This window comes from Acidithiobacillus ferridurans (assembly GCF_003966655.1).
GTDB lineage: Bacteria > Pseudomonadota > Gammaproteobacteria > Acidithiobacillales > Acidithiobacillaceae > Acidithiobacillus > Acidithiobacillus ferridurans.
In genome coordinates, this window is record NZ_AP018795.1 from 855,910 (window position 1) to 880,486 (window position 24,577).

At 59.3% G+C, this 24,577-nt stretch carries 18 protein-coding genes, 3 pseudogenes and 1 riboswitch; of the genes and pseudogenes, 18 read left to right on the forward strand and 3 right to left on the reverse strand.

Annotation, left to right across the window (positions count from 1 at the left end; translation table 11 throughout):
• Positions 1-67: 67 nt before the first annotated feature.
• Complete coding sequence (gene pgi, locus AFERRID_RS04375) at positions 68-1,687, reverse strand: glucose-6-phosphate isomerase (RefSeq protein WP_126604429.1); 1,620 nt, start codon at positions 1,685-1,687, stop codon at positions 68-70.
• A 449-nt stretch (positions 1,688-2,136) separates the two neighbouring features.
• On the opposite strand from pgi, the gene AFERRID_RS04380 reads away from it, so the two are divergent.
• On the forward strand, positions 2,137-3,828 hold the full coding sequence (locus AFERRID_RS04380; protein WP_126604430.1) for an ArnT family glycosyltransferase: 1,692 nt from the start codon (positions 2,137-2,139) through the stop codon (positions 3,826-3,828).
• A riboswitch (Fluoride riboswitch) is annotated at positions 3,827-3,890 on the forward strand. It overlaps the preceding gene by 2 nt.
• Before the next feature lie 104 nt (positions 3,891-3,994).
• Here the strand turns inward: AFERRID_RS04380 and AFERRID_RS15140 are convergent.
• The gene (locus AFERRID_RS15140; protein ID WP_172959335.1) at positions 3,995-4,333 is read right to left on the reverse strand and encodes a hypothetical protein; all 339 of its coding nucleotides are present in this window, start codon (positions 4,331-4,333) and stop codon (positions 3,995-3,997) included.
• On the opposite strand from AFERRID_RS15140, the gene crcB reads away from it, so the two are divergent.
• The 17 genes and pseudogenes from crcB to AFERRID_RS04445 all read left to right on the forward strand — a co-directional run bounded on the left by crcB (position 4,323) and on the right by AFERRID_RS04445 (position 24,030).
• Positions 4,323-4,700, forward strand: a complete 378-nt coding sequence (gene crcB, locus AFERRID_RS04390; RefSeq protein ID WP_126604431.1) for a fluoride efflux transporter CrcB — start codon at positions 4,323-4,325, stop codon at positions 4,698-4,700. The genes AFERRID_RS15140 and crcB overlap by 11 nt on opposite strands.
• A gap of 10 nt (positions 4,701-4,710) precedes the next feature.
• Positions 4,711-5,028, forward strand: a complete 318-nt coding sequence (locus AFERRID_RS04395) for a DUF190 domain-containing protein (RefSeq protein ID WP_113527628.1) — start codon at positions 4,711-4,713, stop codon at positions 5,026-5,028.
• Positions 5,029-5,079: 51 nt separating this feature from the next.
• Positions 5,080-5,973 (forward strand): prenyltransferase/squalene oxidase repeat-containing protein, encoded by an 894-nt coding sequence (locus AFERRID_RS04400; RefSeq protein ID WP_225981851.1) that lies wholly within the window; start codon positions 5,080-5,082, stop codon positions 5,971-5,973.
• Between the two features lie 77 nt (positions 5,974-6,050).
• A complete protein-coding gene (locus AFERRID_RS04405) occupies positions 6,051-7,310 on the forward strand; it encodes an SAM-dependent methyltransferase (RefSeq protein WP_126604432.1) in 1,260 nt (419 codons plus the stop codon).
• Positions 7,311-7,371: 61 nt separating this feature from the next.
• Complete coding sequence (locus AFERRID_RS04410) at positions 7,372-7,950, forward strand: TMEM175 family protein (protein WP_126604433.1); 579 nt, start codon at positions 7,372-7,374, stop codon at positions 7,948-7,950.
• Between the two features lie 301 nt (positions 7,951-8,251).
• Positions 8,252-10,636, forward strand: a pseudogene (gene recC, locus AFERRID_RS04415) (exodeoxyribonuclease V subunit gamma); the annotation flags it as partial.
• Positions 10,637-10,665: 29 nt separating this feature from the next.
• The gene (locus tag AFERRID_RS15465) at positions 10,666-11,643 is read left to right on the forward strand and encodes a hypothetical protein (RefSeq protein ID WP_232027759.1); all 978 of its coding nucleotides are present in this window, start codon (positions 10,666-10,668) and stop codon (positions 11,641-11,643) included.
• Positions 11,640-15,248, forward strand: coding sequence for an exodeoxyribonuclease V subunit beta (gene recB, locus AFERRID_RS04420; protein WP_126604434.1), 3,609 nt, complete (start codon positions 11,640-11,642; stop codon positions 15,246-15,248). The genes AFERRID_RS15465 and recB overlap by 4 nt, the downstream gene beginning before the upstream one ends.
• 8 nt (positions 15,249-15,256) lie before the next feature.
• Positions 15,257-15,574: pseudogene (locus AFERRID_RS16075) on the forward strand (exodeoxyribonuclease V subunit alpha); the annotation flags it as partial.
• 60 nt (positions 15,575-15,634) lie between these two features.
• Positions 15,635-16,962 (forward strand): annotated as a pseudogene (gene recD / locus AFERRID_RS16080) (exodeoxyribonuclease V subunit alpha).
• Positions 16,959-17,183, forward strand: a complete 225-nt coding sequence (locus AFERRID_RS15470; protein ID WP_232027767.1) for an ATP-binding domain-containing protein — start codon at positions 16,959-16,961, stop codon at positions 17,181-17,183. Before recD ends, AFERRID_RS15470 begins: the two are co-directional and overlap by 4 nt.
• A 165-nt stretch (positions 17,184-17,348) precedes the next feature.
• Positions 17,349-17,477 carry a hypothetical protein gene (locus AFERRID_RS15920; protein WP_257248105.1) on the forward strand — a complete coding sequence of 43 codons (129 nt, stop codon included), beginning with the start codon at positions 17,349-17,351 and terminating at the stop codon, positions 17,475-17,477.
• A complete protein-coding gene (locus tag AFERRID_RS04430; protein WP_126604435.1) occupies positions 17,468-18,289 on the forward strand; it encodes a winged helix-turn-helix transcriptional regulator in 822 nt (273 codons plus the stop codon). The genes AFERRID_RS15920 and AFERRID_RS04430 overlap by 10 nt, the downstream gene beginning before the upstream one ends.
• 113 nt (positions 18,290-18,402) lie before the next feature.
• The gene (locus AFERRID_RS04435; protein ID WP_126604436.1) at positions 18,403-20,808 is read left to right on the forward strand and encodes a TonB-dependent receptor; all 2,406 of its coding nucleotides are present in this window, start codon (positions 18,403-18,405) and stop codon (positions 20,806-20,808) included.
• A gap of 194 nt (positions 20,809-21,002) precedes the next feature.
• A complete protein-coding gene (locus AFERRID_RS04440; RefSeq protein WP_232027783.1) occupies positions 21,003-23,162 on the forward strand; it encodes a TonB-dependent receptor in 2,160 nt (719 codons plus the stop codon).
• Between the two features lie 53 nt (positions 23,163-23,215).
• Positions 23,216-23,365 (forward strand): hypothetical protein, encoded by a 150-nt coding sequence (locus AFERRID_RS15475; protein WP_232027785.1) that lies wholly within the window; start codon positions 23,216-23,218, stop codon positions 23,363-23,365.
• Positions 23,366-23,451: 86 nt separating this feature from the next.
• On the forward strand, positions 23,452-24,030 hold the full coding sequence (locus AFERRID_RS04445; RefSeq protein ID WP_126604437.1) for a cytochrome b/b6 domain-containing protein: 579 nt from the start codon (positions 23,452-23,454) through the stop codon (positions 24,028-24,030).
• A gap of 149 nt (positions 24,031-24,179) precedes the next feature.
• On the opposite strand, the gene AFERRID_RS04450 is transcribed toward AFERRID_RS04445, so the two are convergent.
• Positions 24,180-24,425, reverse strand: a complete 246-nt coding sequence (locus AFERRID_RS04450) for a hypothetical protein (RefSeq protein ID WP_126604438.1) — start codon at positions 24,423-24,425, stop codon at positions 24,180-24,182.
• Between the last annotated feature and the right edge of the window lie 152 nt (positions 24,426-24,577).

The following is a 24,577-nucleotide window of genomic DNA, read 5'->3' on the forward strand; positions in this document are numbered from 1 at the left end:
AGCCCTCCGACAGGTAAAAGTTCCCGGCCGGCATCGTAAATTTTCAGCCGCGGCACACCCGCCAGGATCAGCTACCCCGGCGCTGCAGATAGCGCTGCAGCAAAGCGGCAGTCGAGGCGTCGTGGGGATGGCGGGCCGTACTCCGCAGTTCCGCCACGATCCGCTGCGCCAACACCTTGCCCAACTCCACGCCCCACTGATCAAACGAGTCGATACCCCAGATAATCCCCTGGGTAAAGACGCTGTGCTCGTAAAGTGCCACGAGCGCCCCCAGAGTATGGGGGTCGAGGCGGTCCCCCAGAAGGACGCTGCTGGGCCGGTTGCCGGGGAAAACGCGGAATGGCACCAACGCCTCGGCCACCCCTTCGGCACGCAATTCCTCCGCCGCCTTGCCAAAGGCCAGCGCCTCGGCCTGGGCGATGAGGTTAGCCATCAGCAACTCGTGCTGCTCGGCCAACGGACTGAGCGGCTGACAAAAGCCAATGAAATCACAGGGAATCAGTCGCGTACCCTGATGAATCAATTGATAGAAGGAATGCTGCCCGTCGGTGCCGGGCTCACCCCAGATAATGGCGCCCGTATCGACGGTAACCGGGTGACCATCCTCATCCACGCCCTTGCCGTTGCTTTCCATCTGCAGTTGCTGAAGATAAGCGGGGAAACGCGCCAGATCATGGGCATAGGGCAATATGGCCTGGGTCTGCGCATCCCAGAAATTGTTATACCAGAGCGCCAGCAGGCCCATGAGCACCGGCAGGTTCTGTTCCAGGGGCGCCGTCTGAAAGTGGTTATCCATGGCATGGAAGCCCGCCAGCATGGCGGTGAAATGTTCCACCCCCACCCCCAGCATGGTGGACAGGCCGATGGCCGAATCCATGGAATAACGTCCGCCTACCCAATCCCAGAAACCGAACATGTGTCCGGTATCCATCCCGAAGGCCTTGACAGCTTCGACATTGGTGGACACGGCGACGAAGTGCCGGGCCACGGCCGCCTCGCCCAGGGCCGAGGTAACCCAATAGCGGGCCTGTTGGGCGTTGGTCATGGTCTCCAGGGTGGTGAAGGTTTTGGAAGAGACGATGAACAGGGTTTCGGCGGGGTCCAGATGCGCCGTAACGTCGGTAAAAGTCGCGCCATCCACATTGGCGACAAAACCCAGCTCCATGCCTGGGTGACGATACGGGCGCAGCGCCTTCCAGGCCATTTCCGGCCCCAGGTAGGAGCCACCAATCCCAATATTGATGATCTTGCGAATGGGCTGACCGGTCGCCCCCCGCCAGGTGCCATCGTGGATGGATCGGGTGAAGGCGGCCATGTGGTCCAGTACCTTATGGACTTCTGGCACCACATCCACCCCCGCCGTGCGCATGACATGGCCTTTGGGTGCGCGCAGAGCCACATGAAAAGCCGCCCGCCCCTCCGTGCGATTGATCCGTTCGCCCGCGAACATCGCCGCCCGGCGTTCTTCCAGGTGCCGCGCCCGCGCCAGGGTGATCAGCAGACGCAAGGTCTCCGGGTTGATGAGGTGTTTGGAATAATCGAGGTAAAGGCCGCAGGCCTCGGCGGAAAAATTCCGGGCGCGCTGCGGGTCGTCCTGAAAGAGCTGACGCAGGGTCACGCCCTCCCAACTTTGCCGATGCTGCTGTAAATCCCGCCAGACGGATGAGGTATTCAAGGGTGTGGACACGAAAAAACTCCTTGCGCAAAACGGGACGGACGCGGAAAAGTGCTGACCCAAGAGTAGGCAAGGCGCGTCTCCACTGCAAGGGCAGCGGTTTTGCACCGAAAAAATTCGCGGCATCATAGCATTCAGGCAATGGCTTCGTGCCGCATACCGCCTTCGCCTCCGCGCCTGCGCCTGCGCCGATATTTCCTGCCCTGTCCAGTTTCACCAGTTTATCGTAATATTCATTCTTTACGATTTAATGTGTGAGAAAATTTGGCTAGTTAGTAGATCAACCTGTTTTTGGGCGTTTTTTGAAAAATCGGCTGAGCCGCTTATACTGCCAGTCTTTGTTGGTCCGGAACCTCTACTCGCCTTGATTGTTGCCTCATTACCCGCCGTTTCGCGCGATAGCTCATCCTGGTTTTCCGAGTCGCCGCCTGACGCCCGTGTAACTCCTCGGGGATCTGCCCATGTTTTCCCGGAGTAGTGCCGTCGGCCGAGTCTTCGGACTCAAGGCAGCCGCGGTTTTTTTGCTGGCGCTGCTGTTTTTCGGCTGGGACGTGGGCAATACCAGTCTGTGGAACATCGATGAGCCCATCTACGCGCAATCCCTGAAAGAACAGATCGCCCAGCACAATCTGGTGGTACCGACCTTCAACGCACGGCTGATGCCTGACAAGCCGGCGCTGAACTACTGGCTGATGTGGACCGGCGTAAAAATGCTGGGAATGAACTCCTGGGGATTGCGGATGGGTTCCGCCGTTGCCGGCGCCCTGCTGGTTCTGTATCTGGTCATCGGATTGCGGCGTCTGTATGGTGAAAACATCGCGCTGATCAGCGGGCTGATGACCGCCACGGCACTGCACAGCACGGTGATTTTCCGCAGCGCCACCCCCGATCCGCTGCTGATCCTGACGGTGACGATCGCCCTGCTGAGTTACCTGCGCGGTTATCTGTTCCCGGACATACGCAGCCGCGAAATCCTCATCGCCTATGCCGCCATGGCCCTCGCCACGCTGGACAAGGGCCCCATTGGATTTCTCTTGCCTGGCCTGATCATCGTCCTGTTTTTGCTGCTGCGCAGGGAGCTGTCCTTTCTCTGGCGGGAAGGCCGGCTGACCTGGGGAGTGCCGATCTTTCTGATCATCGCCCTGCCCTGGTATCTTGCCGTCGGCGTCGAAACCCATTGGGCCTGGGATCGCGCGTTCATCTTCAAACAGAACATCGGCCGCTTCAGCGACAGCATGCAGGGGCACCGTGGTCCTTGGGTCTATTATCTCATCAGCACCTTCCTCGGGATGCTGCCCTGGTCGATTTTTTTACCCCAGGTTTTCCGGGAGATATGGCTTTCCCGGCGGCAATTTTTGCGCAGCCATCCGAAGACATCGTTCCTGCTGGTCTGGGCGGTGGCGTGGATCGGTTTTTTCACCCTCTCCGCTACCAAACTCCCCAATTACGTCTGGGAAGCCTATCCGCCGCTCTTCATTCTGCTGGCCGCCTATTTCGAGAAAGTCCGGGCGGGTACCACTCGCCCCACACGCCGGGGGTTGATCCTGTCAGCCGGGGTGCTGTTCCTGATCGGACTGGCCATGAGTCTTTTTGCGGGCCTGGTCCTACCGCTACGCGAGCCGCACCTGCCGGATATGGTGGAGATCGGCCTGCCTTATCTGCTGGCTGCGACCGGCGCCGGCGCCCTGCTCTGGCAGCGGCGCTGGGTGCCGGCATGGGCGACTCTGGGCGTCGGCGGCGTGGCGCTAACCGCCTTGCTGGTCTTGGTCATCACCCCGTCCTTGAATGGGGTGAAGCCCTCCCGGGAGATGGGGCAACGCATTGCCGCCCTGCAAGGTCCGCAGCCATATCGGCTGGCGTCCTGGCAATGGTTTCAGCCGAGCTTTCTATTTTATGCCGGGCGCGGCAACATGCCCATCCGTCATTTGCAGACCCTGACGGAATTACCGGCGCTACTCGGTCCGGAGCCGCTCTATCTCGTCTGCCCGGCACACACCGTCGCCGCTGTTCGCGCCGCCGTGCCCGCGGCATACCGGCAGCAGACCGTCCTACTGCGCTACGAGATCTATAACCGCGAAAATATCGCCCTGTTGCGGATCAGCCCGCGCACGAAAAGCCTTGACCATGCCATTGCGCCTTACTACCATCAATAAAACGTGTGGCGATGGAGTCCGCCCAATAACCGCCTTTATAGGCTAATGACTGCTACTGATCCTGATCGCAAGATCGGGCGGTGGGGAGTCGGAAGTCATATAAGGGGAAGGTATGCTCGACGATATCGTCCTGCAGTGTGAGCAAGTCTTGGCGGTGCTTTTGTTATCACCGCTCCTGCACGGCTTCATGGTCACCATGGAAGAGCGCGTTCAGCGCGGACAGGGGCCGTCCATCTTCCAGCCCTATCGGGATCTCTGGAAACTCTTCCACAAAACCCTGCTGATACCGGTGCTGACCAATTTTCCCCTGCCGCTCTCGGACATGGGCGATATCCTCGGTGGCGGCCTCATCCTGACCCTTGGCGGTTTTTTCATCCTGCTGGCCTTTTCCATAGTTGACATCCGGAACGTGAATATTTCGTGCGCAATCGGAATTCGGAATATTGTTGATCGTTGTTTTTGCGTCTTTTATTTGTAACGTATAAGGAGTAGAGATGTTCGCCACTTTCGGCTTCATTGCCCTGTTCGCGGTGCTCGGCGCCTGGGCGCGTTATGGACAGACCCTGTTGGTGCAGGCGGCATTCGGCCGCGGTTTTCCCTGGGCTACCCTGAGCATCAATGTCCTGGGCTGTTTTATCATGGGCTTTCTGTTTTTCGAGACCTTGGAACGTATTTCCGTGAGCCCGGAATTGCGCACGGGCATACTCACCGGCGGCCTGGGTGCCTACACCACTTTTTCGACGTTTTCCCTCGAAACCTTGGTGCTTTTTGAAAATGGCGAAGCCATCAAGGCGCTGCTATATATGTTTACATCATTGTTTCTGTGCGTCGGTGCCGCTTTTGCCGGGGCCTGGGTTTCCCGCAGTATCTGAGAGGTGCATCATGACGACCGTATCCGTAGTACGCATTTATATCAAAGAAGGCGACAAACATAGCGGACACAATCTCATGGAAGAAATCTTCCGCATGCTCCACGACCAGTACAAGGTCCATGGCGTCACCGCCTTTCGCGGTATCGCGGGCTTTGGCAGCAAAGGACAAGTGCATGCCGACGATGTTCTGCGCCTCAATGTGCATTTGCCGCTGGTACTGGAATTTTTTGACGAACCGGAGGCCGTGGATGCGGTGATGCCGCACCTGCGGGAATTGGTGCCACCGGGCCACATTCTGCGCTGGGAAGCTGACTGCTGCTGCGAATGATTTGTCCGGCTTGCGGGTGGGATATCAGAGCGTTGAATGTGGATGACGGGCATGGACATGGATAATGACCAGAAACTCTGGGCACGGGCGCAAAACTACGTGCTGAGCCGTCAGTCGGCGGATGGCGGCTTTTGTTTCTACCGGGTCTGGGGCGTGGAAGAGTCCACCGCACCGGATACCTATTACGCCGTTGCCGTACTCCGCTTCTGGGGCATGGCTATTCCCCACCGCGCCGAGCTGGTCCGCTGGCTGCACTCCCTGCAGGACGATCAGGGGCGGTATTCCAGCCTGACCAATGCCAGTTTTGGCGTGCGCGCCCTGAGTCTGTTGGCCGCTGCCCCTCTCCGCGATCCGCGCCCGCATGTACTGAATTGGGCGGCCCAAGCCGCAGGCCGTAAAAAAGCAGCCAATAGCGAGACACTGCGGGACTGGCAGCGCTGTATCCAACTGCAGCGCCTGCTCGCCCCGGATGAGCCCCTGCCCGAAATCATGCGTAGCGGCGCCGAAGCGATTCTGCATGGCATGGAGGCCGTCGCCGGAGGCTTCGGCAGTCACCCCAACCTGATCGACAGCGGCATCGCCTGGGCCTTGCAGCGGCTTCTGGGTCAGCCCCATCGCCCGCAGGATCGAATCTTCCTGCATGACTGCGAAGATGCCACCCTCGGCCTGCGTCTCAGCCCCGATGGCGCCAGCACCCGTCTGGAGGCCATCTTCTGGGGGATACTACAGATGGTGCATCTCCACATCGCGCCACAGTATCCAGAGGCCGTCATGGCCTATGTGCGTGCATGCCAGCCAGTGAATGGCGGTTTCGGACGCCGCGCTGGCGCCATTGCCACCCTGGAGGGCACTTTTCATGCAGTGATGATTGCGGCGGGCTTGTCCCGTAACCCGCTGTTACAGATGCTGACGGGAATTTCAACGAGCGAGGATGTTCTACACTGAATTGGGGGGCAGACGTTCGCACTGATGAGCGGGCGTTTCTGCCGTTCCGCTTGGCTTGAAAGGACAGGAGTCTCAACGTGAAAGATCTACGCACCAACTTTTTGGACCACGTCAAAAAGGGTCTCAACGGAAAGCCGCTGTTTCTGCGCATCGTCTTCTGGGATGGCCATGAATACGCCTTTAACCAGGACATCCGCGTCACCATGCGCATCAGCTCCGCCAAACTCATCTCGCGCATGCTCATGGGCAGTGCCCTGGATGTGCTTGGCGAAGGATATGTGGAGGGCACCATCGGCATCGATGGTCGCTATCAGGATATTCTCGCGGTGGCGGAAGGGCTGAGTGACGCCTTCCCCGCCAAAAAACCCAAAATCGGCATTTTCCGCAAACATCAGGCCACCCACAGCAAATCCCGGGATGCCGATGTGATTCACTACCACTACGATGTTTCCAACGACTTCTACAAGCTCTGGCTGGACCGCAATATGGTCTACTCCTGCGGCTACTTCAAAACCGGTGCGGAAGATATCGACACCGCCCAAGAGCAGAAGCTGGACCATATCTGCCGCAAACTCCATCTGCAGCCGGGTGAAAAGCTTCTGGATATCGGCTGCGGCTGGGGTGGTCTGCTGAGCTGGGCCGCAACACATTACGGGATTCAGGGCGTGGGCGTTACCCTCAGCGAGCAGCAGTTTGCCTACGCCAAGGAACGTATGGAACGGGAGGGGCTGGCGGATCGGGTGGAAATCCGCCTGCAGGATTACCGCGACATCCCCGAACGGGATTATTTCGATAAGGTGTCTTCGGTTGGGATGTTCGAGCACGTCGGCCGCGCCAAGCTGGGAGAATATTTTGGCGTCATCAACCGGGTGCTCAAGGAAGGTGGCTGGGTGATGAATCATGGCATTACCGCCAGCCAGCAGGACGACGAAGACGGACATCATTCCGGCAGCGATTTCATGGACAAGTACGTCTTCCCCGACGGGGAAATCCCGCATCTGTGGCGCCTGGTACTGGAAATGGCGGGACAGGATCTGGAAGTCCTGGATGTGGAAAACCTCCGCCCCCACTACGCCCAGACTCTTATCCACTGGGTACAACGCCTGGAAGCACACAAGGACGAAGCCGTCGCCATGGTGGGGGACAAGCGCTATCGCATCTGGGCCATCTACATGGCGGGCTGCGCCTATGCCTTCTGGCGCAACTGGTCAGCCCTGCACCAGGTGCTGGCCGTCAAACAGGGCGGCGCCGAGCTCACGCCGCGGCCCTGGGAGCGGCGTTACCAGCATCAGGAGGATAGCTTCCGCCTGGCCGCGCCGGATTGGGGGGATTTGTAAAAATAGCAGACATCAACCTGTATGGGCGCGGAATCATCCGACTGGGGCAAGGGAATACCGTATGGGCAGAAATCGACTGGAGGCCTTTAGTGATGGCGTGATCGCTATCATCATCACCATCATGGTCCTCGAAATGAAAGTGCCCCCTGGTGAGCACCTGCATGCCCTCCTGCCGGTGCTCCCGGTGTTCCTCAGTTATGTGATGAGCTTTATCTACGTCGGCATATACTGGAATAACCATCACAACATGCTACAGGCCAGCGGAAAGGTGAACGGCGCCATTCTCTGGGCCAATCTGCACCTGCTCTTCTGGCTCTCTTTGTTTCCGTTTGTGACGAGCTGGATGGGTGAAAACCATTTCGCCGTCGCTCCTACCGAACTGTACGGCGTCGTACTTTTTATGGCCGCCGTCGCCTATCTTATTCTCCAGTCTTGCATTATCGCCGCCGGGGCGCCGACCTTGCGCCGCGCCGTCGGTCGAGACTGGAAAGGGAAGGCCTCGCCCGCCCTCTATTTCATAGGTATTGTTTCCGCCCAATGGTCCCCCACGGCGGCCAAACTCATCTATCTGGGCCTGGCCTTGTTGTGGTTGATTCCGGATCGCCGGATAGAAAATCTCCTCGTCGACAGCAAGGAATGAGCATGCCCCACTCGGGGTGACGATGACGCCCGCTGCGCCCGAATAACGTCCGCGATGGCCTGCTGGATTTCCGCCTCGTGGTTCATCACGCGGAGCGGGACGGTTTGTTACCGGAGTTCTGGGTTATACTCGCAACAAGGGCAGGGTCGCATGACAAAACACCCATAACCTTACCGAAGTCGCAAGAGGGGGCGGGGATGAGCCGGCACAGACGTTTACTGGGTTGTTTTCAGGCAGATGCCCGCGAACGGTCAAAGAATCCATACCGAATCACGCCGGTCGGCTCGGCGCCCGCCCTCGCATGAGTCATCCGGAAATCGAACCGGGCTTTATCGTCCTCCACGGCGACCGTCTGGAGTGGCTCGGCGATGCCGTTCTGGAATGGTTGCGCGAGCACCCGCTTCGGCCACTGGAAGAGGAAATCTTCCTCGTCCAGAGCAACGGCATCGCCGAGTGGCTGCAATGGACACTGGCAGCCCATGAGGGCATCTGTGCAGCGGTGCGCGTCGCCCTGCCGGGGCGTTTTCTCTGGGAAAGCTATGCACGGGTGCTGGGCACCGGCATCGTCTCGGGCCGCGCGCCGCTGGACAAGGCACCGCTCACCTGGCGACTGATGCGGCTCTTGCCGGAACTGCTGGCCCATGCCGATTTCGCCCCCTTGCGGCATTTTATCGGCCAGTCACAGCGGCCGGACGGCGCATTGGAGCGGCGCTGGCAAATGGCCGCGCAGATCGCCGATCTCTTCGACCAGTATCAGGTCTATCGTGGCGACTGGCTGGCGGACTGGGCCACAGACCAGTCCCTGCTGCGGCGGGGCGATGGCGAGCGGGTGACCCTGCCCGCCGACCAGTGCTGGCAACCCCGGCTCTGGCAGGCGTTACGGCAGGACCTGCACAGCAGCGGGCAGGACCAGGCGCTGGGCCGGGCGCAGGTGCATGAGCAATTTCTCGCCGCCCTGAATGCCGGGCGCCCCCCCGTAACGCCCTTGCCCCGCCGCGTCGTCATCTTCGGAGCAGCCACCCTGCCGGAACAGAGTCTGACCGCGCTGGCCGCGCTGGGCCGGCAGATGCAGGTGATCCTTGCGGTGCCCAACCCCTGCCGCTACCACTGGGCCGACATCGTCTCGGGACGCGAATTGCTCAGGCGCGAGCGCCGTCGCCAATCCCCGCGCAACGGCCACGATCTCTCTGCCACCGCAACAGAGGACCTGCATCAGTTCGGCAACCCCCTGCTCGCGGCCTGGGGACGTCAGGGCCGGGATTTTCTCCATCTGCTGGACCAGTTCGATGAAACGGCGGCATTGCAGCGCCAGATGGACATCCCGCGCATCGATCTCTTCAGCGAAGATCAGGGCGCCACCCTCCTGCGCCAGTTGCAGGTGCAAATCCGTGATCTGGAAGGCATCAGGCCGGAAACCTGCACGGCGCTCGACGACAACGATCACTCCGTGGTCTTTCACATCGCCCACAGCGCCCTGCGCGAGGTGCAGATTCTCCACGATCAACTGCTGGACCGCTTTGCCGCCGGCACACTGCAACCCCGCGACGTAATCGTCATGGTCCCGGAGATCGGCGGTTTTGCGCCCCTCATCCGCGCCACTTTCGATCAATATGACCGGGAAGACAGGCGTTACATTCCCTACCACATCGTCGATCTGCAGGCCCGCGACGAACAGCCCCTGCTCCTGGCCCTGGACTGGCTGCTGCGGCTGCCAGAACAGCGCTGCCGACAGAGCGAAATCCGCGATCTCCTCAACTGCCCCGCCCTGCGCCGGCGCTTTGGTCTGGAACTGGAGGACCTGCCCATCGTGCAGCACTGGCTGGCCGAGGCCGGCTGGCGCTGGGGGCTCTCGGCAGAGCACCGGGCCGCGCTAGGCATGCCCCATTGCGGTCCCCAGAACAGCGGCGACTTTGCCCTGCAACGCCTCTGCCTCGGCTATGCCAACGGCGACGACAGCCATTTCTCCGGGATCGAGGCCTACGGCGAGGTGGGCGGGTTGGACGCCGCGCTCCTCGGCCCCCTCGGTCAATTGCTGGAAAAGCTGGAGCACTGGCAGCACGTTCTGGTGGAATTTCTGGTGCCGGGACGCTGGGGTGAAGCGGCCCGCAACCTGCTCACGGACTTTTTCAGCGCCAGCGATGACGACGATGAGGCGCTCCTGCAAAATCTGGAAGAGGCCCTGCGCCAATGGCTGGAGGACTGCGCGGCGGCAGGTTTTGACGAAGCGCTCCCCCTCGCGGTATTTCGCGGCGCCTGGCTGGAGATGCTGGATGCGCCGGATCTGGGGCGCAGCTTTCTTGGCGGCGGAGTCACCTTCTGCACCCTCCTGCCCATGCGCGCGGTGCCCTACCCGCTGGTCTGCCTGCTCGGTATGAACGAGGGCGATTACCCGCGGCGCAGCCCCCGTCCGGACTTCGACCTCATGGCGCTACCCGGCATGGCCCGCCCCGGCGACCGCTCCCGCCGCGATGACGACCGCTATCTGATGCTGGAGGCGCTCCTGGCCGCCCGTCAGGAGATCTACGTCAGTTGGGCGGGAAGGGATCAGCGCAATAACCATGAACGGGCGCCCTCCCTGCTGGTGGCGCAGTTGCGGGAGGCCATTCGCGACGGCTGGCCGCTGGCCCTGGAAGAGCGCACTTTCGAGCATCCCCTACAACCCTTCAGCCCCGACTATCTGTCCGGCAAACCCGGCCTGCGCACCTGGGCCCGCGAGTGGTATCCCTCTCCGCACAGCGCCCCGGAAAACACCGCGCTACCCGACCCCGCCGAGGTCACCCCCGCAGCATCCGCGAGCTGCTGGAGTTTTTTCGCCTGCCCGCCCGCGCCTTTTACCGGCAACGCCTGCGCACGGACTTCAACGAAGAAGATCCGGCTGAGGAGGACGACGAACCCTTCACGCTGGACAGCCTCGAAACCTATCACCTGCTCGAAGACCTGCTCCGCGCCGCAGAAAAAAACGGCCCTGACCGAGTTGCCGAAAGAGCGCGGGCACAACAGCGCGGTGGTCGCTATCCCCTCGCGGGCATGGCGGCGAGAACCGCGGCCGCGCTGCTCGACGACATCACTCCCGTCCTGACCGTCTGGCAGGAGATCCGCATGGAATGGGCCGCAGCGCCGCAACGACAGGCTATTACCCATGCCCACGGCCGGATATTGCTGGAGGACTGGCTGCCCACATTGCACCAAAACAGTGCAGGAGACCTCGCCTTCGTCCAGCTCCGCGCCAGTCGCCTACTGAATAAGGAGAGCCAAAAACCCGAAGGGGATAAACTCGCAGCGCTCTGGCTCCAACAGTTGCTCGCCAATGCCGTCGGCCTGCGCTGCGATGGCATCGTGGTGGGCCGGGATGTGCTTGTCCGCGCCGCGCCACCGCCACCGGGCGCCATGGCCGCACTGGACGATCTGCTGGATCTCTGGCAGGAAGGTCTCTGCGAGCCCCTGCCGGTCACCCTCAAAACCGCCCTCGTCAGTCTGCAGGGCAAAAACCCGGCGCCGATTTACGACGGCAATGACCACCTGCCCGGCGAAGTCAGGAAAAATCTCAACCTGTTCCGCGATTATCCCGACTTCGCCGCCCTCAGCAGCGCCCGAACCGGGCTGCAACGACGCGGCTTCGCAGAATACGCCGCAGCCCTCTACCGCCCCTTCGCCGACTGGCTGGAAACCCTGGAATGGCAGGCGCATCCATGACCACGATCCTCGACCCCCTGCACCTGCCCCTGCACGGCAGCCGCCTCATCGAGGCCAGCGCCGGCACCGGCAAAACCTGGACCATCGCCGCCCTCTATCTGCGCATGATCCTTGGGCATGGCGCAGAAGGTGAGCGCTTCGCACGCCCTCTTCTGCCCGAAGATATTCTGGTGATGACCTTCACCCGCGCCGCCACCCAGGAACTCAAGGAACGCATCCGCGATCGCCTGCAAACGGCCGCCCGATATTTCCGCGGCAGCGAACATCCAACGCAGCCAGATCCCTTTCTCGAAGCGCTGCTGGCCGACCATCCCGACCCCGTGGTCCGCGCCCGCGCCGCGCATCAGCTTGCCTTGGCGGCCGATGCCATGGATGACAGCGCCATTTTCACCATTGACGCCTGGTGCCAGCGCACCCTGCGCGAGCACGCCTTTGCCACCGGCAGCGACTTCCGCGAGACGCTGCTTCTGGATGAGACCGATCTGCGCGACGACGCGGTGCGCGACTTCTGGCGGCAGGAGATCTATCCGCTGAGCGAACCCGTCCTCGATGAGGTCCTCCAGCTCTTTTCCAGTCCCGACAAGATCCGGCAGGAAACAGAAGCCCTGTGCAAACTCGATCCGCCCCTGCCCGCCCCCGAATCGACACTGGCGGACTGGCTGTCCGCCGCCGTCGGTGCGCCCCGACGGCAGCTCGCCACCCTCAAGGCGCAATGGGCGGCGGAGCATGATGCTTTTGCGGAGTGGCTGTTGGGGCTCGTAAACGGTCCCAAGGCAGACAATCCATTGAATGGTAAAAGCCTAAGCGCAGCGATTGTCAGTCGGGCCCTCGCCGCGCTGCGTGATTGGGCCGACCATTCCGATATATTGATTCCCGACGAACCGGATAAATGCCAGCGCCTTGCTGCCAGCCAACTGCCCGAGTATTGCAAAAAAACACCGCCTCTCGTCATCCACCCCGCTGCCGAGACACTGGATACCCTGTTCAGGGAGTTGGAAACCATCGCCCAACAGTTCGCCCAACTGCATGGTGAAATTCGCACCCACGCCGCCGCCTGGATCAACGCCCGGCTGAGTCAGCTCAAGGCCCAGAGCGGGCAGGTCAGCTTTGCCGACTATCAGCAGCGCCTCGCCAGGGTACTGCACGACAAAACCCAGGGACCGGCACTCGCCGCCCGCCTGCGGCAGAAATATCCCGCCGCCCTCATCGACGAGTTTCAGGACACCTCCGCCCTGCAATACCAGATCTTCGACGACATCTACCACGCCGCCGACAACGACCCCAATACCCTGCTTCTGCTCATCGGTGACCCCAAACAGTCCATCTACGCCTTTCGCGGCGCGGACATCGGCAGTTATCTGCAGGCACGTCGCCTGACCGAGGGCCGCCATTACGCCCTCGGCACCAATTATCGCTCCAGCCATGCGCTGGTCAGCGCCCTCAACGCCATCTACACCGCCGCCGAACACGACGACCCCCAAGGCGCTTTTGCCTATGCGGCCCCCGGTGCCGACAACCCGCTCCCTTACCAGCCGGTGCAGGCCCATGGCCACCAAAAAGTCTGGCGGATCCATGGCAAAGCCGCCCCCGCGCTGACTTTCTGGAATGCCGGCGGGAAACTGAACAAAGGCGACTATCTGGAACGCTGCGCAGCACAGGCCGCAGAATGCATTGTCGGACTGCTCGACAACCCGGAAGCAGGATTCGCGCAGGAGGGAGAAATCACCCGACGGCTGGAGGCCAAGGACATCGCCATTCTCGTCCGCGATCATCATGAAGCCGCCAGCATCCGTCAGGCCCTCCACCACCGCCGATTACGCAGCGTCTTTCTCTCGGAGCGGGATTCCGTCTATGCCAGTGAGGAAGCCCGCGAACTGCTTCTCTGGCTGGAGGCGGTGGCCGAACCCGAAGATGCCCGCCGTCTGCGCGTCGCCCTCGCCCTGCCGCTGCTGGGACGGTCTTTCAGCGCCCTGGACGCCTTTCATCAGGACGAAGCGGCCTGGGAGGCGCAACTGGAGCAGTTCCAGGATCTGTCCCGGCAGTGGCGGCGGCAGGGCGTCCTGGCCATGCTCCACCACAGCATCCATCAGTTCGGCATTGCCGCCCGCTTGCTGACGCAGCCCGAAGGCGAACGTCGCCTCACCAACCTGCTCCACCTCGGTGAACTCTTGCAGCAGGCGAGCGCCACCCTCGACGGTCCCGAGGCCCTCATTCGCCACCTGCGCGAGGCCATCGCCGCCGGAAGCGATCAGAGTGATGCCCACATCCTGCGTCTGGAGAGCGATGCCGGACTGCTGCGCGTGGTCACCATCCACGCCGCCAAAGGTCTGCAATATCCCCTGGTTTTTTTGCCCTTCATCGCCACCTGCAGGCCCGCCAGGGCCAACCCCTTTACGGTCATCCACAGCGCGGACGGACAGTCCGCCATCCACTGGGAAAGCGGCGACACGGCAGCGGCAGAAAGGGCACGGTTGCAGGAAGATCTCCGCCTCCTCTATGTCGCCCTCACCCGCGCCGAACACGCCCTCTGGCTGGGCCTCGCCGAACGCCAGGACAGGAAATCCCATATCTTCACCGGCAGTGCCATCGCCCATCTGCTGGGTAGCGAACGCACCGCCCGCGATCTCGCCACCTTGCTCGAAGACTGCGCCCGCCGCTCTCCGGAGATTGTCGTCGAGACGCTACCGGACAGCATCCCCACGACGCTGTTCATGCGGCCCCTCGACAACGCCCACAACCCGCCTGCAGAGTACACCGCCAGCTTCGAGAAGCACTGGGGCGTTGCCAGCTTCTCCCATCTGGTGCGCGAACTCCCTGCCGACCCGGCGGCGCCACCGACGCCCCGGCGCGCCCAGGCTGGCGCGCCATGGCATCGCTACCCGCAAGGCATGAACGCCGGCACCTTTCTTCACGACCAACTGCAACGCCTCGCCCGGAACGGCTTTGCCCAAATCGGTCAGGACCACTTTGCCGAACAACTGCATAAGACCTGCGCCCAGGCCGGCCTGGGCGACTGGGTCGAGGAGACCGCCGAATGGCTGCAAGCCATCGTCCATAGCCCCCTTGCCCCCCTCACGGCGACGCTCTGCGATCTCAGCGACACCCTGAGCGAAATGGCCTTCTGGTTTCCCAGCGACGCCTTGCGCAGCGACGACCTGGACAGGCTCTGCCAACAACATATTTTCCCCGACGCCGATCGCCCCAGGCTCCCCCAGCGGGTCATTCACGGCATGATGCGCGGCTTCATGGACCTCGTCTTCGAGCAGGGGGGGCGTTACTACGTCCTCGATTACAAATCCAACGTGCTCGGCAGCGAGGATGCCGATTACCACGCCAAAGCACTGCGCGACGCCACCCTCGGTCATCGCTACGAACTGCAATCCAGCCTCTACCAACTGGCCCTGCACCGCCTGCTGCGCCAGCGCATGGGCAGCCGTTACCGGCCCGAGGCCCATCTCGGCGGCACCCTCTTCTTCTTCCTGCGCGGGCTGCAAGGACCGGAGCAAGGCATGCTCCATCTTCCCGCCGACCTCGCCCTGCTCGATGCCCTCGACGGCCTCTTCGGCGGACCGCAGCGAGCAACCCAGCCAGGAGTAAGCCCATGACCAGCCCCATGATCGACCAACTCCGCGCCTGGACCAGCGCCGGCTGGCTACGGCCCCTCGACCTTGCCTTCGCGCAGTTCCTCATCCGCCTGGACCCGCAGGCCCCGGCCCTCCTGCCCCTGGCGGGCGCCCTCCTCGCGCGGCTGGAGGGAGAAGGCCACACCTGCATCGCGCTGGAAGACTTCCTCGGCGCGCCCGAACGCTTCCTGGACTGGCCTGCGTCGGGGCACGCCATGCTGGCCACCGCACTCGGTGACTGGCCCCATGCCGCCCAATGGACGGAAACCCTCGCCCGTAGCCTCTGCGTACAGGTCACCGAACGCAACGCCTCCGACCCGGCAAACGGCGCAGAAACACCCCTGGTCCTCAGCGCCGCCCGCCTCTATTTGCGCCGCTACTGGCGCGACCAGCAATTCATCGCCGCGACCCTGCGCCAGCGCGCCCAACAGCGCGTCGCCGATGCCGCCAACCCCGAGGTCTTAAGGCCCTGGCTGGAGCAGCTTTTCCCGGCATCTGATGAACCCGACGATGCACTCCCCTGGCAAAAAATCGCCTGCGCCCTCGCCCTGCGCAGCCACTTCAGCATCATCACCGGCGGCCCCGGTACCGGCAAAACCTACACCGCCGCGCGCTTCATGGCCTTGCTCATGGCGACCAGCAGCACACCCCTGCGCATCGTGCTTGCCGCCCCCACCGGCAAGGCCGCCGTGCGCATCGACGAATCCCTGCAGAGCGCGGTCGGCACCCTTCCGCAATTGAGCCGAATACCCGATATGACTGCCGCCTTCGCCCGCCTGCGTCCGGCGCGCACCCTGCACAGCCTGCTCGGCGCCCGCCCCGACAGTCGTCGCTTTCGCCACGATGCCGCCAACCCCTCGAACTGGACGTACTCGTGGTGGACGAAGCCTCCATGATTCATCAGGAGATGATGGCCGCCTTGCTCCGCGCCCTGCCGCCTGCGGCCCGCCTCATCCTCCTCGGCGATCAGGACCAGCTTGCCTCCGTCGAAGCGGGAGCGGTGCTGGCCGAACTCAGTCTCGGCAGCGGTAAATACGACGCCGAGACCTGCCGCTATATGCAGGCCAGTTGCGGTGCCGCGCCGCAGCCCGGCGACAACGGCCCCGGCCCCCTTGCCGCAAACATCATCCGCCTGCAACGCAGCCATCGCTTCAATGCAGAAATCGGCGCGCTGGCGGACGCCGTGCATAGCGGCCACCCCGAAACCGCCATCCGTATCCTGCAAACGGCGCACACTGGCACCCTCGCCTGGCAACCCGCCCCCGCCATCCACCAGATACTGGAACTCGCCCGCTCGGAAAGCGCCTATGGTCCGGTCTGGCAAACTGCAGGCCAGCCGCCACCCAAAGACCGGCAACAACATAGCGCATGGGTTAAAACCATCCTCAACGACTACGCTGGTTTCCGCGTCCTCTGTGCCCTGCGCCAAGGCCCCTGGGGCGTTACCGGCGTCAACCGCGCCATCGAAGACTACTTGCAGCGCCAGGGCATCCTGCAGAGCCGCGGCCTTTGGTATGCCGGCCGCCCCACCCTCGTCACCCGCAATGATCCCAACCTCGGCCTCAGCAATGGCGACATCGGCATCGCCCTGCCCGACCTGGATAAACGCCTGCGCGTCTACTTCCCCAATGGCGAAGCCCCCCCCGCGCCATCCTCCCCAGCCGCCTCAACCACACCGAAAGCGCCTGGGCCATGACCGTCCACAAGGCACAGGGTTCTGAGTTTGCCCACACCGTCCTCATCATTCCCCCGGAAGACAGCCCCGTCCTCAGCCGCGAACTGCTCTACACGGCCATCACCCGCGCCCGCAAATGCTTCACCCTCATCGCTCCCCGGGAGCGACTGGAAAACGCCATTCAGCGCCAGACACGGCGAATGAGCGGGTTACATGCGGCGTTAAATGATCCCAGGCGCTGAATGTCACCGACATCAACTTTGTGACCAGGCTGGAGCGAATCTCCACAGGTCAGATTTCGACGGTTCGTTCTTGTCATAACATAGTCATGCAATCTTCATATTAGTGTCACATAAGCCAGTTACGCTAAGGGGAGCCGCTATATCAGCCCCCATAAGGAGATCTGCATGAGTCAACCCACGGGCACACACGTACCCCAACCGGGCGTCATCGAATCCCTCAACCATGCCCTGATGAACTTCTTCCATTGGTTCGTCACCTTCACGGCAAGCATGAGATTTTTACCATGTTATTGATTTTACTAGATAGTGTTGTTGTACACAGCGTACATGTGCTACATGCGGCGATGCTGGCGCAGACGCGCGCGCCCCTGCCGATCCGGACCGAATCACCGCAAGGCCCACGAATCCTTCTGCTGGTGAATGCACGGACCAACGGTAAAACGATCGTCTCTGTCGAAATAGCTCTGGAACGCACCGGCGGCAGGGTAATGCGGGTCACCGAGCGTGCCGAAGCCGAACAGTTGGTGCGCCGCTGGGATCCTCAAGTAATGGTCCTGCTCGGGTGGTCTAGCAGTATGCGCGACTGGCTGCGGCATCTGCAATTCGCATCGCGTCAGGGCGAATTGCCCTTCCTGGTGGTCGGCAATAGTGCGGGAGAAAACCACGAGGAAACAAACGCCGTAGCGGCTCTGGAAACAGGTGCACAGGCGTATATCCCTGCCGGTATGGGGCTGGGAATCTTAACCGCCCAGGTATGCGGTCTCCTCAAAAAGCTGCGCACACAAGCACCTGCCCGATTGGTTCAAGAGGAAAACCTCTGCATCGATCTGGTATCACTGCGTGTCTGGATATTGGGACAGGAAATTCATCTACCGCGACGACTTTTCTATCTGCTGTACTATTTCGCCACCCATCCGGACGAAGTCGTTTCCAACGAGCAGATCGCCGATATCCTGTGGGGGGGCAAGAGCACCTATCTCGCTCCCAATACCCTGGTGGTCAAGATTTATCGTCTACGCAAAATTCTGGAAAGTGCCGGCGCCAAAGGCTGGCTGGAAACAGTGCACAGTTTCGGATACCGCTTTTCACCACCAAAGAATGTGTGAAATGTCATAATAACGTCATAACAATGTCATATTAACGCCACCTCAGTGACACATGGATGCAATATTCGGCCGTTAGTATAGGGGCCATTCCAAGAGGCAAGAGGCGTATATCCGTGAAACATCAGTATCGTTATCATCCTTTATTTAGTGCATTGATTGCTGCGGGTTTATGTGGGATGTCCAGCATGGCGCTCGCTACCGGTGTAACCGCTCCCACCACCTCGTCCAGTATTAGCGTTGGAGAAGTATCCTCTACCACCGGCGCTCTAAACACGCTGACCCATCTCCCCACTAAAAAACAGGTGTTCAATTCCACCCAGTCGGTAAAAGTCATCAATAAGCGTCAGATGGCTACCGCAGGGCCGGCGGGTGGGGCGGCACAAGCGCTGGCCGTGGCCCCGGGCATCAATGTCGCCACCGATGGCCCGAGTGGCGCGCCGCGCTCATCGATCAGCATCAACGGCATGAAGACCGGCTGGGGCAACATCGCGGGCAACGCGAATGATGGCACGGTCATGGTCACTTTTGACGGTGTACCCATGGTGGATCCGGCTTACGGCGTCTGGCAGGGCTCAGAGCTGCCCCAGATGTCCATGATCAGGGGCATTACCGCAACCTACGGTCCAGGCTATCCGCTGAATCGCTGGTACAACAATATTGGCGGATCCATTAATTTTTCGCCGCTGCAACCGACCAGGAAGGCCGGGGCATCCATAGGCATGTACTATGGGAGTTTTGATTCCAAAGGTATCCACTTCAATATTCGCACTGGCCAGCACGACGGCTGGTCAGGGATCATTGCGGGTGGGGTAGGCAGCAGCGGAAACTATTTGAACGGGTATGGGTTCAACAATCCCGGTAATAATTATGCCTATTATGGAAAGGTCCGGAAAAGCTTTCGTGGCGGCCACATCAGTTTTGGTGGCTACGTCTCACGTTCTGTGGCCTACAGACCATTGCCAATCCCGGTAACCGCCAATCCCAATGTCACTATCTACGGGGTCAACCCAAATACCGGAACCGTGAATCCCGGACCCATCTACAGTCAACAAACCACGGGCTTTTATACCACCCTCCCATATTCTGTTTACTGGAAGGAAGCTTTTGTAAAGACCTATCTCATTTATTCTCGCTTCGAACAACATCTTACCCCCAGCATGGTGATCCATAACCTGCTATGGTATCGCTATGGCGACCGCGTGCATCTGCACTACAACAATACCGGCAATGCTGCCAACGTGCTGAATCAGCATTATAACGCCTCCGACCATACCTACGGGGACAAGCTTTATCTGACCGTAAACGCACCATACAACAATATTTCACTCGGCGGGTATTTCCTGAACTCGAAATACAACTCCCTGTTGTATTTCTACAATCAGAACCAGATTGCGACTTATGATTCGCTAAGCCCCAATGCCGGAAATAACGTAATCATCAATGGTTCTCCGGTATACAACAGCCCATCCTTGCCGAGCGCATTCCATAGCTCGTATCTCTACATGACAGACCTTGCGGCCTTTGTCCAAGACGTCATCCACCCTATCCATGGTCTGCGCATTACCCCCGGTATCCGCGTGGTTCAGTTTCAAACCAACTTTGTGAACAACTCTGCCGCCCAATTCCCCACGAGTGTGGCTAACCTGATCGGCCACAACGGCGATTATCAACCGAACTCATCGACGAATTTCACCGAGTTCGAACCGTCCATCGGCATCAACTATAAGGTGACGCCCAATGTTGCGCTATATGGAAACTACGCCACCGGCTACAAGGCACCGGCGGGCGCTACCGGGACGTATGCGCATGAATTGACATCCACGTTACAGCCGCAAAAGTCGACACAGTACCAGATTGGGGTAAAGGCGTATGTCAAAAGTTATGGACTGCTGCATCACGCCGTCTTCAATGCTAATTACTACCATCTGAATGATACCAATGAAATCATCCCCATCCCGGTTGTCAACCATCTTTACTCGCGCTTCGCATCGGGTTCGTCGGTATTCAGCGGTGTCAATCTGTCGATGGACGACAATCCGCTCTACAATCTATACCTGTTCTCCAACGTGAGTTTCGAGAAGGCCACTTACTCAAACTACACCACCGGTCATGGCGTATCCTACGCTGGCTTGCCTATTTCTAATGTGCCGGCGCAAACCGCCAACATCGGCGCCTACTATCAGCTTTATAATTCGGGCATTCTTTATGAGCCAAGAGTCTGGTGGCAGTATACCGGTGTCCAGAACATCTACAACAACAACACCGGAGCTCCCACAAGTCAGAAATTGCCCAGTTTTGGCATATTCAATGCCGCACTGCGGGTCAAGGTATCCAAAAGATATCTGTTTGCCGGGATGCATGATGCCTCGGTTAATGTAACAGTCCTTAATCTTCTGAATAAGCAATACAACAATTACGAGTATATTTCCGGTGGCGGCTATTATGGCGTGGCCGGCCAGATACTTGGGGAACCAGGTATGCCACGCTCGGTTTATCTTAGTATCAACGCCTCATTCTAGCATTACGAAGTAATACGGTTCGCCGGGGCGAGTCATTCCTTCGCCTCGGTTTTTAGCCGTATTATTGTCATATTATGGTCATTGTAACGTAATAATAGTGTCACAATTCTCCTGTATCGTTTTCCCCGTTGTTTGGGCAACATTAATGAAATCATGCAGCTTTATACGATCATATTCTTATACAGGAGCCAGAAATGAATAAGCGGACTCGTATGAACCCGTTATTGTTCGCAATGTGTACCGCAGGGCTTTGCACCTGGAATACCCTGACAGCCGCATATGGTGCCAATTCAGGCGGCCAATCCACCAGTGTCGGCGAGGTAAATGCTTCGGCCAGCGCACTTTCTAAATCTGCCAAGGCGCTGGCCAGCACCGACGGCAAGCTGACCAAGAAGAAAATCTTCCAATCCACCCAATCCCAGGCGGTTCTCGGGAAGCGTGAAATTCAGGGTGTAGGTCCCGCCGCGGGGGCGGCACAAGCGCTCTCTCTGGCACCCGGCATCGCTGTCCGTGGTTATGGCGGTATCTCCTCGACCGCGCGCTATGAAATCGCAGTGCGCGGCGTAAAGGTAGGCTGGTCATCCGTGAATGGTGACGTCGAGCGCAATGGCTTGACGGTGCTGTTTGACGGAATCCCCATGAACAACCTGATTTCCCATAACGGCGGCTGGGATTCCAACGAAATCCCCATTCTCCAGATGATCCATGGCATCAACGTGACCTATGGCCCCGGAAATCCCGCCGGCCGGTGGTTCGACAGCGTCGGTGGCACCATCAACTTTGTGCCGCTGCAGCCATCCGTAAATCCGAGCGCTGAAATAGGTACCACCTTCGGCAGTAATGGCACCCTCGGCTACAACTTTGACCTCAAAACGGGAATGTACGATGGCTGGTCCGCGGTTCTGGCCGGAGGTTATACGAAAAACAATACCTTCCGCACCGGTACGTTCAATGCGCCGTCCCAGTCTCTCGCCTATTTTGGCAAGGCGGTGAAGACCTTCCGGAGTGGCACCTTCAGCCTTGGCGGCTATGTCGACAGTTCGCGCGAGTTCAGGCCCAATTTCATACCGGTCACCCCGATACCGGGCATCACCACCCAGGGCCTGAACGCCAATGCGCCTTTGTATAGCCAACAGACCAGCGGGTTTTATGCATCTCTGCCTGAGTCCATCTGGTTTAAGCAATTGAAAGTACAAGGCTACATGTTGTACTCCAAGTTGAACCTCCAGCTCAGCAGGGACGTCACCCTGCACGAAATGGCCTGGTATCGCCATGGCCACCGGGTGCATTACCGCATTACCAACTTTGTACCAGGAAGCAGCGTGAATTCCGAGTATTACCATCCGAACTCGGAAACTTATGGCGACAAGCTGTATTTCGACTGGCGCCTGCCTATGAATCTCCTGAAGGCCGGAGGGTCGTGGATTCATCAGCAATACACCACGCCCTATGCAGGATACAATACACTCATGGGCACCAGCCCCTCCTTCCCCAGTCAGTACAATAGTGACGTTCTGTATAACAACTATCTGACGGGCTTCATTCAGGACACGTTCACCCCGTTCTCCGGCTTCAAGATTACTCCGGGCATTGCTGCCGTCCAGTATCAGACCCAGATGTATAATAATGGGGCCCAGGCATTCCCCAATCTTCCTGCCGGCGCCCAAAATCAGACGCTGATCAACAGTGCTGCGGATACCATATCCGGTCTTGAACCTTCGGTTGGAGTTCGCTTTGCTCCGGTAAAGTGGGGCTCACTATATGCCCATTATGCCCGGTCTTATCAAAATCCCACCGACAATAACTTTGGCGCCTACAACAGCCACGGAGGCAATATAGACTTCAACAGTTTAAAACCGGTAAAAAGCACGGATTATGAAGTCGGAGCCAAGTTTTTCGTGCACAACTGGATGTTGCTGCATAACTTCACGTTCAATATCAACTACTACTATGATCACTTGGCCAATGAGACCATAGCGACCTATCTGACAAACATCGCACAAACCAAGTTTGCCGCGGCCAATGCAGTGGTGAACGGCGTCAATATCGCCATGGCCGACAACCCCTCCTGGAACTGGCATCTGTTCGCCAATCTGGCGCTCAATCATTCGTACTACACCTCGTATACGCCGCAGGGTGGGGGTACGACCTTATATGGCGCCAACGTATCTTATAGCCCGTACCTCACCATGAGCGCGGGTATTGACTATCGCTACTACTACCATGGATTCCTGTTCTCCCCACAGTTCGTGGATCAATACACCAGTTCACAGTACCTCTTCAATAATTTAACCGGTGCGCCATCGCACCAGAAGCAGCCGGGATACAATGTCTCCAACCTCAGTCTTGGATAAAAACGACCCGATTGAATCCATACATCCCGACCCTGAAAGACGTGAAGCTCTCCGTGGGAATATACAATCTCTTTGATGCACACTATAACCCCATTGAGTACATCACCAGTGGTGGATACTTTGGCGGTAACAGTACCGGTGCCATTCTGGCTGATCCGGGGGCACCACGGCAGTATTTTATGACGGTATCGGCGAAGTTCTAAGACTTTTTCGCGCTGCGTGGTGTCACGCAGCGCGCTTTTCATTGATTTTGTTACACTAACGGATTTATCAAACTACGGAGTTTCACATGCCTGAAGAGATTCAAGAGTGGCCAAGAAGTACGCGATGGATACATGCGGGATTTGCGTTGGCGGTAACGCTTCTGCTGTTCAGCGAACTTGACATGAAGGCCATATGGAAAAAAGTCGGCGAACTTCCATTCCGGCATTTACTGTTTCATATGCATATGTGGATTGGCATGTTTGCAGCGATTATTGTTGTCGCATTCTGGGTGCAGGTTTTCTCCAACAAAAACCTGCGCTCACACCTGTTCCCCTACAGCGGGCCCTACTTGGACAACGTCTGCACCGATATCAGGGGGCTGGCAAGCAGAAAGCTGCCGCCAAGCGGGATGCGCGGCGGGGTGCCGGGCATGGTACATGGTTTTGGTTTGGTTGCCGTGACCGGCATGGCCCTCCTGGGATTTATCATGTTTTTCCTGATTCCAAATTATGGAGTGGCTGCGCCCATAGGCTTCTACCAGCTTCCCAAGAAGATGCACGACTTTCTTTCTTCATTTGTCTGGTTGTACTGGTGGGGTCATATTGGCATGGCTACACTCCACGCAAGCAAATCTCCGGTCATTTTACGCATATTCAGACCGTAGTAGCGCAACCCTGGGCTTGGTTTAGCGGCCCCGGAAGGCAGCTCCTGGAATACTCCAGGGGTACGCGCTTCCGGGGTTACCGGGTAGCATTAGTTCTCGGGATTTACGCTCCGTACCTTTAGCGGCCCGCGTGACCTCTCCGGAAATTCCTAGTGATCGGCACGGTGATAGTCCCGATGCCGGTATTCCTGCCGCCGATTTTCCCGGTGCCACTCGTGATCCCGATATCTACGCTCATCCCGATACCTGTAGTGGTCCTCCCGTGGGCCATAGTAAGCCGGATACTTCATATAGTAATGATCCGCATAGCCCCTCTGGTCAGCAAATCCATCCTGGGCAACGGAAAACGTCAGCCCGAGGATGACCAACGGCATCATAGCCAGTTTTTTTCTCATATGATTTCACCTATACCAAACATATACGGCAATAATATTTGACAGCCATCATGGATGCATTGACATCGGACCGTTGCAATCAGTGATCTTCACCATGATGCCACCCGCCTTCTCCCCTTCCTCCATAATAGCCGCCATAACCCCCATAATAG